The organism is Sporosarcina contaminans, assembly GCF_042679045.1.
Lineage (GTDB): Bacteria > Bacillota > Bacilli > Bacillales_A > Planococcaceae > Sporosarcina > Sporosarcina contaminans.
This window is the reverse complement of the sequence record NZ_JBHTLT010000097.1, coordinates 1-12,620: the sequence shown is the minus strand read 5'-3', so window position 1 is coordinate 12,620 and position 12,620 is coordinate 1. Positions and strand designations below refer to the sequence as shown.

Genomic DNA, 12,620 nt, shown 5'->3' with positions numbered 1-12,620 from the left:
GTCCGACCGCAGTGGAAATCAACTTTTCTAGTATTACTTCTATTTTAAAAGAAAAAAGACTGTAGGCAAACACCAAAAATTCCTGGTGTTTGTCTACAGTCTGAAAACTCCACCAACTAGCTGGTGGAGTTTTTTATTGTTGTTAAAAGTTGCTTTCTGCACTGTGGGAACTGCGAAAGAAATGGAATTTCCCAGTTGAAATTCTCCGGTTCGTTTCATTTGTTATTCTATCTTTGCATTGCTCACACATATACGTATTGATCGGATGGTTTCGCAACTTTTTTGCTAATGGCGTGTCTTCGGGAAGGTTCCCGATTTCATCGCAAAGTACACATTTTACTCGCAATGGATCAACTCCTTAAAAAAGGAAACTCATTTGAAAGTCATATTTTGCTCATTGTCGGTATTAATGAATTGTAATGCCGGTCACGTTTCTCATCGGTGTCGATTGGTTGGAACCGTCTTTAAAAAGAACATGGACTGGCCCATCTTCAGTAATCGGTTTTCCGTTGTCGCTAAACTTCAAAATGAAATCATTTACGCGAGAAAGAGGGAATGTTTCCTCAATTTGATCACCGAGTTCAAAAGTGATTTGTTCTGCATCGTCATCAGGAACGGCATTTTTAATAAAGTGGTCGAGAGAAATGCCGAAGGTGCCAGTAATCATTTTTTTTCTATCAAATTTCTTTTCCGTTTTTAAAGTTGGCGGAAATACTGCCCCTTCCATAATTTCGCGGGACCAATGAGCGCCCATATCTTTTTTGTATTCTTCAATTTCATCCTTTTCGATGAAGTCAGTTGTGAAAAAAGTGTTTAGGTCAATTTTTCGATCGTCAAATATCCATACAGTTGGATCTAACGTAATGACGTGTTTGACCTTACCTTTAATCGGAATAATTGCTTCCAAATGAATAGCCCCCTACATAATGAATATCGAATTCTACACATTAAGTATACCGCTTCAATTATCATGTGGAAAGCTTTTCACATTCTTCAAGATTGAATAGTACCGTCGTTTTATAAGGCTCCTCATCGTCTCATAAGGGAAACACTTGCAATTTGGCTTGTCAAAGGCTACAATTTATTCATACTCACCAAGAAGAAATATGGGGTGAATGGGGGCGTCCTCATGGATATAGAAGTTCAAGAAACATATCAGGAAAAAGCTTTGAAACAACTTCAAGCTGATGCCGAAAAAATTGCTCAACTCATAAAAGTGCAGATGGATCATTTGACGATGCCTCAATGCCCGCTTTATGAGGAAGTTTTAGATACTCAAATGTATGGCTTATCGCGCGAAATTGATTTTGCTGTCAAGTTGGGTCTCATTGAAAGAGAGAAAGGGAAGGAGATTCTTTCCTTGCTTGAAAAAGAAATGAATGTTTTGCATGAGCTATATACAGAGAAATAAGTTACAGACTCAAACTCATTAATAGTTTGAGTTTTTATTTTACATAATGATCGTTCAAATCGACAAAATTGAGGTATAAAATGATGAAAAATTATTTTAAAAAGGTGATCCGCCATTTCGATTATCCATTATTTATCGCCTATTTGCTGTTAATCTTTTTTGGTTTAATAATGATCTATAGTTCAAGTATGGTGACGGCGGTAAATAAATATAATTATCCACCTGATTATTTTTATCGAAAGCAGTTGATCAACATTGCCATTGCTTTGCCGGCTTTTCTTGTGGCGGCTTTTTTCCCTTTTCAAAATTATAAACGAAAAGGGCTAATGATCAGTGCAATTGGGTGTATGTTCCTACTTTTAGGTGCTGTACATATATTCGGCTTTGGGGGAGATGTCGGTGCGCAAAGCTGGATCAGACTGCCGGGTTTCGGGAATATTCAACCTTCAGAGGTTGCTAAGTTAGTCATTATCGTTTATTTTGCTAGTGTATTTGCGAAAAAGTATGAAGCGGGAACAATTGATAATATTAATAAATCAATTGTTCCTCCGATTAGTATATTAATGATTGCTATATTCTCCATAATGATGGAAACGGATATCGGGACATCATTTATTATCGTCGCTGCAGCATTATGTGTATTGGCCGCGAGTGGAATTCAGCTAAGGACGTTTATGAAGTTGAGCGGAATTGTCGGACTAACGATGATACCCGTAGCGATTATTCTATTTTTCACCTGGGATACGCTCATGACGGATGGACGGAAAGGGCGCATTTTAGCATTTTTGAATCCATTTGATTATATCCAAGGGTCAGGCTATCAAATTGCTAATGGTTATATAGCAATTGGGACTGGTGGAATTAAAGGTTTAGGATTGGGGAATTCAATTCAAAAAATGGGCTACTTGCCAGAACCGCAAACTGATGTTATCATGGCAATTATTTCTGAAGAAACCGGGATATTCGGAACATTCATCGTTTTAGGTGGATTAGGATTCATTGTGATGCGTGCATTGTATATTGCAATGAAGACAAAAGAACCACAAGCGAGAATGCTATCAGCTGGAATCGGGAGTGTAATCGGGATACAAACCTTTGTAAATATAGGAGGTTTAACCGGTTTGATTCCGCTTACAGGGGTGCCATTGCCGTTTATTAGCTATGGCGGTACTTCTCTTATTCTGTTATCTTTGGCTTTAGGAATATTGATGAATGTATCAATGTTTGTAAAATATCAAAAAAATAAATAGAAAAGGATGTGCCGTATGGAGGGAATGGGAAACATTAAAAAAATTCTTGTAGCGAACCGCGGGGAAATCGCTATTCGTATTTTTCGTGCATGCACTGAATTGGAAATTCCGACTGTAGGGATTTACTCGGCTGAAGACCGAGGTTCTTTTCATCGTTATAAGGCGGACGAGTCTTATCTTGTAGGAGAAGGAAAGAAACCGATTGACGCTTATTTGGACATGGAAGGCATCATTGCAATTGCAAAAAGATGCGGAGCGGATGCAGTTCATCCAGGTTATGGATTTCTTGCCGAAAATGAAGAATTTGCGCGCAGGTTAAAAGAAGAGGGGATTCTTTTCATCGGCCCGACTGCGGAGCATCTTGATATGTTTGGCGATAAGGTGAAAGCAAGAGAACAGGCCATTAAAGCTGGCATTCCTGTTATACCAGGTACTGACGGCCCTGTATCTTCTTTAGAAGAGGTACGGTCGTTTGGTGAAGAGCATGGATATCCGATCATCATCAAAGCAGCTTTAGGCGGTGGCGGAAGGGGCATGCGCATCGTCAACGGTGCGGATGAAGTCGGAGAAGCTTATGAGCGCGCAAAATCCGAAGCGAAATCTGCTTTTGGATCTGACGAAGTCTATGTGGAAAAATATGTTTCAAAACCGAAGCATATTGAAGTTCAAATATTAGGGGATACATATGGCAATGTCGTGCATCTCTACGAACGCGATTGCTCGATCCAGCGCCGGCACCAAAAAGTTGTTGAAATTGCACCGTCCATTTCTCTGGATGAAGATTTGCGAAGTGAAATTTGCAACGCTGCGGTAACGTTGATGAAAAATGTATCTTATGTAAATGCAGGAACAGTGGAATTTTTAGTAGCTGACGGCAAGTTTTACTTTATCGAGGTGAATCCACGCATTCAAGTTGAGCATACGATTACGGAAATGGTAACCGGAATCGATATTGTACATGCACAAATTCATATAGCGAATGGCGGCAATTTACATGAGGGATTATCGCCAATACCTGCACAAAAAGATATACCGCTTTTCGGTTATGCAATTCAATCGAGAGTTACAACTGAAGATCCTCTGAACGATTTTATGCCGGATACTGGAAAACTTATGGTTTACCGGTCAGGAGGAGGTTTCGGCGTACGCCTTGACGCGGGGAACGGCTTCCAAGGTGCCGTCATTACACCTTATTACGATTCATTGTTAGTGAAAGTATCTACTTGGGGAATGACTTTCCGCGAAGCTGCGGCTAAAATGGACAGAAATTTGCAGGAATTCCGCATTCGGGGCATTAAGACAAATATTCCGTTTTTAGAGAATGTCGTTTGCCATGAAAATTTCTTAACTGGGAATTACGATACAAGTTTTATCGATTCCACTCCTGAATTATTTGAATTTCCTGTCAAACAGGATCGTGGAACGAAAATCTTAAACTATATTGGCAATGTAACAGTAAATGGTTTCCCTGGAATCGGTAAACAATCAAAACCTGTTTTCCAAATGCCAAGAAAACCGATCGTCGATTTGCGTAGTGAGCCTAAAACGGGCACAAAACAAATTTTAGATGAGCATGGTGCAGATGGTTTAGTAAATTATATTAAAGGACAGAAGGATGTCCTATTGACAGACACTACATTTAGGGATGCTCACCAATCTTTGTTGGCGACGCGTGTCAGAACGGCGGACATTGCAGAAATCGCTTCTGAATCAGCAAGGCTGATGCCCGATCTGTTTTCGTTTGAAATGTGGGGCGGAGCGACATTTGACGTTTCCTACCGCTTCCTGAAGGAAGATCCTTGGGAAAGGTTAGAGAAGCTGCGTGAGCAAATTCCAAATGTATTGTTCCAAATGTTATTTAGAGGGGCAAATGCCGTCGGCTATTCTAATTATCCAGACAATGTCATTAGAGAGTTCATAAAGACTGCAGCACGATCTGGTATCGATGTATTCCGTATTTTTGATAGTTTGAACTGGATCAAAGGAATGGAAGTTGCAATTGAAGCAACTAGAGATGCCGGCAAAGTGGTAGAAGCTGCACTCTGTTATACAGGAGATATTTTAGATCCTCTCAGAACGAAGTATACAGTTGACTACTACAAAAAGATGGCGAAAGAGTTGGAAGCGACTGGTGCTCATATTTTGGCAATTAAAGATATGGCGGGACTTTTAAAGCCCGAGTCTGCATATCGTCTAATTTCAGAGTTGAAAGAAATGGTTGATATTCCGATACATCTCCATACGCACGATACGAGCGGCAATGGCATTTATATGTACGCTAAAGCAATTGAGGCTGGCGTTGACATCGTGGATACTGCATTAGGGTCAATGGCTGGGCTAACATCGCAACCATCCGCCAACTCCCTTGCTTATGCGCTGCAGCATGGCGAACGCACTATTCGTGCAGACATCAATTCGCTTGAATCACTTTCTTATTACTGGGAAGATGTTCGCAAATATTATCAGAACTTTGAAAGTGGCATGATTAGCCCGCATTCAGAAATATACGTCCATGAAATGCCTGGCGGACAATATTCGAACTTGCAACAGCAAGCTAAGGCGGTAGGCCTTGGAGAACGGTGGGAAGAGGTAAAAACAATGTATTCCCGAGTGAACATGCTGTTCGGAGATGTCATTAAAGTTACCCCTTCTTCAAAAGTGGTTGGGGATATGGCACTCTTCATGGTGCAAAATGATTTGGACGAGGAAACGGTTATTACTCGCGGTCAAACAATCGACTTTCCTGAGTCTGTTATTGAATTTTTCGAAGGGTATATCGGCCAGCCGTACGGAGGTTTCCCAAAAGAATTACAGAAAGTCGTTTTGAAGGAACGCCAACCGATTACGGTGCGTCCTGGCGAGTTGTTAGATGATGTGGATTTTGACGAGTTGCTCGTCAAAACGGGGAAACTATTAGGCCGAGAATCGACAATGAAAGACGCACTCTCCTATGCACTTTATCCAAAAGTGTTTGAGGAATTTGCGAAAATGCAAAATGAATTTGGAGACATCTCTGTCATTAGCACTCCGGAATTTTTATTCGGCATGAGATTAGGTCAAGAGATTGAAGTTGAAATTGAAAAAGGAAAAACATTGATTGTCAAGCTGGTGTCGATCGGTGAGCCTCAATTTGACGGCACTCGGGTTATTTATTTCGAGCTGAATGGGCAGCCTCGTGAAGTGGTCATTCAAGATATGAGCGTCGAGTCGAATGTTGTAAGAAAGCAGAAAGCCGATCCGGGCAATGAAACACATATTGCTGCAACAATGCCCGGAACGGTGCTTCAGGTGGCAGTTTCCAAAGGAGCGAAAGTGAAAAGGGGAGGGCATCTTCTCATTACAGAGGCAATGAAAATGGAAACGACGATTCAGGCGCCATTTGACGGGATTGTAAAAGAGATTCATGTGATGAAAGGGGATTCCATTTCGACAGGTGACCTATTGGTCGAATTGGAACATTCATAATGACGTGACGCACCTGTTAAGCCGATCGGTCTTAGCAGGTGCGTTTTATCGAAAAGAAAAAACCGCGGTTATTCGCGGTTTTGACTTATTTTGTTTTACTTCTTGAAGTTAATAATACCATATAGGTGAGAAGACCGAATAAAAGGGTAACGAATAAGGAATGCATCAATGCGAGGTATAGGTTCAGCTTCGTTAAGACGACTGCAGCTCCTGCCAATACTTGCAATGTCACTAAAACGAATGCGCTAATCCAACCCCAGTAAATAACCCTTTGATTCTTATAATGGCGAATGGCGTGCAATGCAATGATGCCGATCCAAATGAAGATAAGCGCAGCAGCTGTCCGATGGCTCATTTGCACCCATTCCCAGAAGTTTGAAGGAAGTGAGAAGTCGCCATTCGTACACATCGGCCACTCGGTGCACGCCAGTTCTGATTCTGTATGGCGTACAAGTGCACCTGAGTAAATAACAATATAGGAATAGATCGTAACACCAAATGTATGCCATTTTAATGTTGGGCGGATTTTCAGTTTGTCAGCATCAAATTTCTGATCCACTTCAAATATTAAGAGCATAAGAAGGAAAACGGCGGCAAAAGATATGAGCGAAATGCCGAAGTGAAGGGCTAAAATGAAATCCCCTTGGCCCCAAAGAACTTGAGCCGCTCCGATAAGAGCTTGTAAAATCAAGAAAAAGATTGCCAAAAATGATAGAAATTTCGTTTCTCTTTTATGACCAATTGCTTTCCAAGACCATACAGATAGCACGACTATTAGTATGCCTACTGCTCCGGTTACGAGACGGTGTGAAAATTCAATGAGCACTTCTGCAGTAATTTCGTCCGGAATTAGTTGTCCGTTGCAGCCTGGCCAATGACGACCGCACCCCATACCGCTATCGGTTTTTGTAACGAGCGCTCCACCTAACAAGAGAAGCAGCATTCCGACAGTGGAAGCGACAGCAAACCATTTTAAATATTTATTATATCGCAAAAAAAGACACCTTCTTTTTGAATGATGACCGTAGTACAAAAAAGGCCTTACTTGTCGATGATAGCTAATAAACATTTAAAAAACAATGCATTTTGATTGAAAACAGATATTCGTTTGGTGATTTCACAAATTGTTCATAAAAAAGACCCTTTAACTTCACAAAAGGCATATAGAAATGATTTACTATAGATAGGCAAGGCGATATAGGTGTATGAAAGGTACGTCGCCAATTATGAGATTCGGCTGGAAATTGGATTATGTATAGAAATTGCCGCCGGATTTCGATATAGTTAAGTATGATGGTCTTTGCTGACGAGGTTGAAGGGAGGGTTATTATGTCAAACGGTCGTGCGATTTCAACTTCGGTTAAATCGGAAATCGAGTCTCCATCCTTTATAAAAGATTTCCTAGCACTTATTAAAATCGGTATCGTCAATTCAAATTTGATCACAACATTTACTGGAGTGTTCTTAGCTTTTCAATTTACAGGAATAAGCTTTATTAGCAATCTTGATCTTCTGTTATTTGCAATGCTTGGGACGGGCTTGATTATCGCAGGTGCCGCTGCGTTGAACAATCTGATTGACCGGGATATCGACCCGATCATGTCCAGGACGAAAGCTCGTCCAACCGTTACGGGAAGGTTCAACATGCCGGCTGTGTTGGCAATGTCACTCGCTTTTATCGCAATAGGTGAAATGTTGCTTTTCTCGGCTTCCACCTCAGCAGGATTGTGGGGACTTGCGGGCGTATTCAGCTATGTTGTACTCTATTCCATGTGGTCGAAAAGAAAACATGTCAGCAATACGGTAGTCGGAAGTATTTCCGGAGCCATTCCTCCGTTGATCGGTTGGGCGGCTGTGTCACCGTCACTTGGCATTGAAGCATGGGCATTGTTTCTCATTATGTTCGCGTGGCAGCCGCCACATTTTTATGCTTTGGCAATGCGCAGGACAGAAGAGTACAGAGCGGCCAACATTCCGATGTTGCCGGTCGTCAAAGGATTTGAAAGAACGAAGAAGTCAATGCTTTGCTGGATTCTTTTGCTATTCCCGTTGCCATTCATGCTATCCGGTTTAGGAATCGGCTTTATAGCACTTGCAACGCTCTTAAATATCGGGTGGCTGTATCTATCATTGAAAGGGTTTAAAGCGAAGGAAGATTTAAAATGGGCTACATCCATGTTCGTCTATTCGCTTAATTACATGACGATCCTTTTTGTTGCGATGATCATCTTCTCGATCTTTATTTGATATGTGGAATTCTTTCTTTTGACAGGAATTCATCATAGAGAGGTCAATAGTCCTCATTTGAACAAAACATTTTTTAGAAAGAGAGGTATTAGTAAGCGATGATGAAAGGACTCAAAAAATGGCGTCTCTTTTCTCTATTGGCAGTACTAACAGTTTTCCTTGCAGGTTGTGGTCAAGAAGAACTTTCTACGCTTCTTCCTGCTGGTCAAGTAGGCCAGGATCAGTTTAACTTGCTGCTATTATCATCTGGAATCATGTTGCTCGTCATTCTTGTTGTAGTATTAATCTACTTGATCGCATTAGTGCGTTTCAGACGGTCAAAATTGGGTGAAGACCATGTTCCAGAACAAGTAGAGGGGAGCCATAAATTAGAGCTCGTTTGGACAGTCATTCCAATTCTATTGATTTTATTGCTCGCGGTTCCAACGGTTTATTACACATATAAACTAGGCGATGTATCAGCGATGGGTGCTGTTGACGAAGACGGGAATGCTGAAAACCTTGTAGTAGATGTGACAGCAAAACTATATTGGTGGGAATTTGAATATCCTGACTTAGGAATTGTCACAGCGCAAGAGCTGGTAGTGCCTATGGATGAAAAGGTTTATTTCAACTTAATTGCCGCGGATGTGAAGCACTCATTCTGGATTCCGGCTGTAGGCGGAAAGCTTGATACGAACGTAGAGAACGTTAACAAATTCTATTTAACATTTGAAAAGGATTCACAAAACCTAAAAGACGGCGTGTTCTATGGTAAGTGTGCTGAGCTTTGCGGACCATCGCATGCTTTGATGGACTTCAAAGTGAAAACAATGCCACGTGCCGAATTTGACAAATGGGTAGCTGCAATGCAAGCTTCTGATGAAAATCAAGTAGTTGCGAACCCAGCAGGTGAAGAGGTATTCCAACAAAGCTGTGTATTCTGTCACGCGACATCAGGTGTTGGTGAGAGCGGTGCACAAGGACCAAACCTTGCTACATTTGGTGACCGTAACCGAGTTGCAGGATTCATGGATCATACGAAAGAAGATTTGATCGATTGGATCAAAGATACACAAAAACATAAACCGGGCAATAAGATGCCATCTTTCGGCGATCAGTTATCGGACCAAGAGTTGGATGATTTAGCTGAATATTTGATGGGCTTATCGGTTGAAAAATAATCTTTTGTGATTTTTTGAATAGGAGGTAAACAAAGTGAGTTCAGTTGCTCAAAAAAAAGGTTTTGGTGCAACGCTGTGGGACTGGCTGACAACAGTCGACCATAAGAAGATCGGAATTCTTTATCTCCTTGGAGGCGGATTCTTCTTCGTCTTAGGTGGAATTGAAGCGCTAATGATTCGTTGGCAGCTCCATAAACCGAACAGCGATTTCGTCAGTGCTGGATTATTCAATGATTTGATTACAATGCACGGTACGACGATGATCTTCTTAGCAGCAATGCCGATTTTATTTGGATTTATGAACGCCATTGTACCGCTTCAAATTGGTGCACGTGACGTTGCGTTCCCTTTTATTAACTCATTAGGTTTTTGGATGTTCTTCTTCGGAGGATTATTCTTAAATATTTCTTGGCTATACGGTCAAGTTCCAGATGCTGGATGGACTTCTTATGCATCCTTATCACTTGCATCGCCAGGGCATGGGGTCGATTTCTATGCGATCGGTCTTCAAATTGCCGGTGGTGGTACGTTAATGGCGGGGATCAACTTCCTAGTCACAATTATTAACATGCGTGCTCCTGGTATGACTTACATGCGTATGCCGCTATTTACATGGACGACGTTTGTAGCATCAGCTATGATCTTGTTCGCATTCCCTCCATTGACTGTCGGTCTTTTCTTCTTAACATTTGACCGTATGTTCGGAGGTAACTTCTTTGACCATACAATGGGTGGTAACACGATTATCTGGGAGCATATTTTCTGGATTTTTGGTCACCCTGAAGTGTACATTCTTATTTTACCGGCATTCGGTATTTTCTCCGAGATCTTTTCAATCTTTTCTCGGAAACGCCTATTCGGTTACCCATCAATGGTCTTCGCGACTGTGTTGATCGGTTTCCTTGGTTTCATGGTTTGGGCTCACCATATGTTTACAGTAGGTCTTGGACCGACTGCGAACGCAATCTTTGCTGTTGCCACTATGGCAATTGCGGTACCAACTGGTGTTAAAATCTTTAACTGGCTTTTGACTATGTGGGGCGGAAGCATCAAAGTTACAACGCCTATGCTTTATGCATTAGGTTTTATTCCTTCATTCGTAATGGGTGGAGTTACTGGCGTTATGCAAGGTGCTGCGCCGCTTGACTATCAATTGCATGACTCATACTTTATTGTTGCTCACTTCCACTACGTTATCGTTGGTGGGGTTGTTCTCGCGATTTTAGCCGCTACACATCTATGGTGGCCAAAAATGTTCGGTACGATGTTGAACGAGACATTAGGAAAAGTAACTTTCTTATTCTTCTTCGTCGGGTTCCACATGACATTCTTAATTCAACACTGGTTAGGATTCTGGGGAATGCCGCGTCGTGTATGGACATATATGGACGGCCAAGGATGGAATGTAGCGAACTTTATTAGTACAATCGGAGCTTTGTTGATGGGAGTAGGGGTAATTGTCCTCGTCATCAATATCATCATTACATCTGTTAAGAACGTTAAAGTTGCAAATGATCCATGGGGAGATGGACGCACGCTTGAATGGGCTATCGGCTCTCCACCGGTTTTCTACAACTTTGCGGCTACTCCACTCGTTCGTGGTCTTGACACAGTGTGGATTGAAAAAACAGAAGGTAATGAATCAGGTTTGACTCCTGCTGAGCCTATTAAAGACATTCATATGCCGAACGGCTCAATCATTCCGTTACTAATGTCTTTCGGTCTGTTTATCGCAGGCTTTGGAGCGATGTTCCGCACTGAAACGGATTGGGGTCTTCCAGTTCTAATTTTCGGTCTACTTTGGACTTTCGTTGCGATGGCTGCACGGTCATTGCAAGACGATTTAGGCTATTATGTTAAAAAAGATGAGATTCTCCGTGATCTTAAGAACAAAGGGGGTCAAAACTAATGGATTTGAACAAAAAATTCACCCCTGAAACTTGGCCGGATCATCCCGAGAAGGCTACTTTAGAAGCGAAAAATAAGTTTGTTGGTTTTTGGCTTTTCTTAGGCGGAGAAACAATTCTCTTCGCTACGCTATTCGCGACTTATGTTGCATTGAAAAACTCCGGACCAAGCGGTTTTGGGTTTTCTACACAGGAGCTATATGAGCTACCGTTAGTTTTTGTTATGACGATGCTGCTTTTGACTTCTTCTTTGACAAGTGTATACGCGATGTACCATATGCGTAATTATAATTTCAAGAAGATGCAATTATGGCTTGCAATTACTGCATTGTTAGGTCTTGGTTTCCTAATGTTGGAAGTATATGAGTTCTCTCATTATGCTCAATTAGGTTTTACCTTCAATAACAGTGCGTTTAGCTCCGCGTTCTTTACGCTCGTTGGAACACATGGTTTCCACGTTGCAGTTGGGTTAGTATGGATTACATTGCTAATCTTCCGCAATGCGAAGCGCGGTTTAAACTTATATAACGCTACGAAGTACTATACATTCTCTTTGTATTGGCACTTCATTGATGTTGTATGGGTATTCATCTTCACTGTAGTCTACTTGATGGGAGTGATAGGTTAAGATGGCAGACATCCAAGTTTATAAAAGAACGCCGGCTGAACAAAAGCTTGCTGAGAGACGTGCTAAGCAGTCAATGCGCAGTCAGGTGATGATGTTTTCGCTCATGATTTTCCTTACATTAGTTTCATTCTCTATGGTTGTAGCGCATGAAGCGGGTGTAGCAGGATTTTCAAAATACTTCATCATCCCTATCGTAATGCTGTTTGCGGCGGTTCAAGTCGGTTTACAGCTATTCTATTTCATGCATATGAGTGAAAAAGGACATGGCATTCCTCAAATGTTCATGTTTACAGGAGCTCTTTTAGGGTTTCTAATTCCATTGACATTCGTAACAATTGTTTGGTGGTAATTAAGAAAAGCCTGTGGATTCTTTCCACAGGCTCAGACTGTAGACAAACACCAGGAATTTTTGGTGTTTGCCTACAGTCTTTTTTCTTTTAAAATAGGTTCTAAATCAAATGTTGGGGTGATGTGATTTGCACGTCACCCTTTTACTTAGATACCGCTGAGTAATGTTGATTTGCGCTACAGGGCGGACGCTTTCCGCCG

11 protein-coding genes are annotated in these 12,620 nt (G+C 41.5%); 8 read left to right on the top strand and 3 right to left on the bottom strand.

Features of this window, described 5'->3' with window-relative positions:
- Positions 1-142 precede the first annotated feature (142 nt).
- Together ACFQ38_RS12360 and ACFQ38_RS12355 are read right to left on the bottom strand one after the other, a co-directional pair.
- Positions 143-346, bottom strand: a complete 204-nt coding sequence (locus ACFQ38_RS12360; protein ID WP_336824862.1) for a YlaI family protein — start codon at positions 344-346, stop codon at positions 143-145.
- Positions 347-406: 60 nt separating this feature from the next.
- Complete coding sequence (locus ACFQ38_RS12355; RefSeq protein ID WP_336824861.1) at positions 407-907, bottom strand: peptidyl-prolyl cis-trans isomerase; 501 nt, start codon at positions 905-907, stop codon at positions 407-409.
- 222 nt (positions 908-1,129) lie between these two features.
- On the opposite strand from ACFQ38_RS12355, the gene ACFQ38_RS12350 reads away from it, so the two are divergent.
- From ACFQ38_RS12350 to pyc, 3 genes are all read left to right on the top strand, one after another.
- The gene (locus ACFQ38_RS12350) at positions 1,130-1,411 is read left to right on the top strand and encodes a YlaN family protein (RefSeq protein WP_336824860.1); all 282 of its coding nucleotides are present in this window, start codon (positions 1,130-1,132) and stop codon (positions 1,409-1,411) included.
- An 80-nt stretch (positions 1,412-1,491) separates the two neighbouring features.
- The gene (locus tag ACFQ38_RS12345) at positions 1,492-2,661 is read left to right on the top strand and encodes an FtsW/RodA/SpoVE family cell cycle protein (RefSeq protein ID WP_336824859.1); all 1,170 of its coding nucleotides are present in this window, start codon (positions 1,492-1,494) and stop codon (positions 2,659-2,661) included.
- A gap of 24 nt (positions 2,662-2,685) precedes the next feature.
- Positions 2,686-6,126 (top strand): pyruvate carboxylase, encoded by a 3,441-nt coding sequence (gene pyc / locus ACFQ38_RS12340; RefSeq protein WP_381481195.1) that lies wholly within the window; start codon positions 2,686-2,688, stop codon positions 6,124-6,126.
- Between the two features lie 85 nt (positions 6,127-6,211).
- Here the strand turns inward: pyc and ACFQ38_RS12335 are convergent, their stop codons facing one another.
- Positions 6,212-7,120, bottom strand: a complete 909-nt coding sequence (locus ACFQ38_RS12335; protein ID WP_336824857.1) for a COX15/CtaA family protein — start codon at positions 7,118-7,120, stop codon at positions 6,212-6,214.
- A gap of 335 nt (positions 7,121-7,455) precedes the next feature.
- Between ACFQ38_RS12335 and cyoE the strand changes: the two genes are divergently transcribed.
- The 5 genes from cyoE to ACFQ38_RS12310 all read left to right on the top strand — a co-directional run bounded on the left by cyoE (position 7,456) and on the right by ACFQ38_RS12310 (position 12,420).
- On the top strand, positions 7,456-8,373 hold the full coding sequence (cyoE, locus tag ACFQ38_RS12330) for a heme o synthase (RefSeq protein WP_336824856.1): 918 nt from the start codon (positions 7,456-7,458) through the stop codon (positions 8,371-8,373).
- Between the two features lie 98 nt (positions 8,374-8,471).
- The gene (gene coxB, locus ACFQ38_RS12325; protein WP_336824855.1) at positions 8,472-9,536 is read left to right on the top strand and encodes a cytochrome c oxidase subunit II; all 1,065 of its coding nucleotides are present in this window, start codon (positions 8,472-8,474) and stop codon (positions 9,534-9,536) included.
- Positions 9,537-9,570: 34 nt separating this feature from the next.
- Positions 9,571-11,445, top strand: coding sequence for a cbb3-type cytochrome c oxidase subunit I (locus tag ACFQ38_RS12320; protein WP_336824854.1), 1,875 nt, complete (start codon positions 9,571-9,573; stop codon positions 11,443-11,445).
- The gene (locus ACFQ38_RS12315; protein ID WP_336824853.1) at positions 11,445-12,071 is read left to right on the top strand and encodes a cytochrome (ubi)quinol oxidase subunit III; all 627 of its coding nucleotides are present in this window, start codon (positions 11,445-11,447) and stop codon (positions 12,069-12,071) included. Before ACFQ38_RS12320 ends, ACFQ38_RS12315 begins: the two co-directional genes overlap by 1 nt.
- Position 12,072: 1 nt before the next feature.
- The gene (locus tag ACFQ38_RS12310; protein WP_336824852.1) at positions 12,073-12,420 is read left to right on the top strand and encodes a cytochrome C oxidase subunit IV family protein; all 348 of its coding nucleotides are present in this window, start codon (positions 12,073-12,075) and stop codon (positions 12,418-12,420) included.
- Positions 12,421-12,620 lie beyond the last annotated feature (200 nt).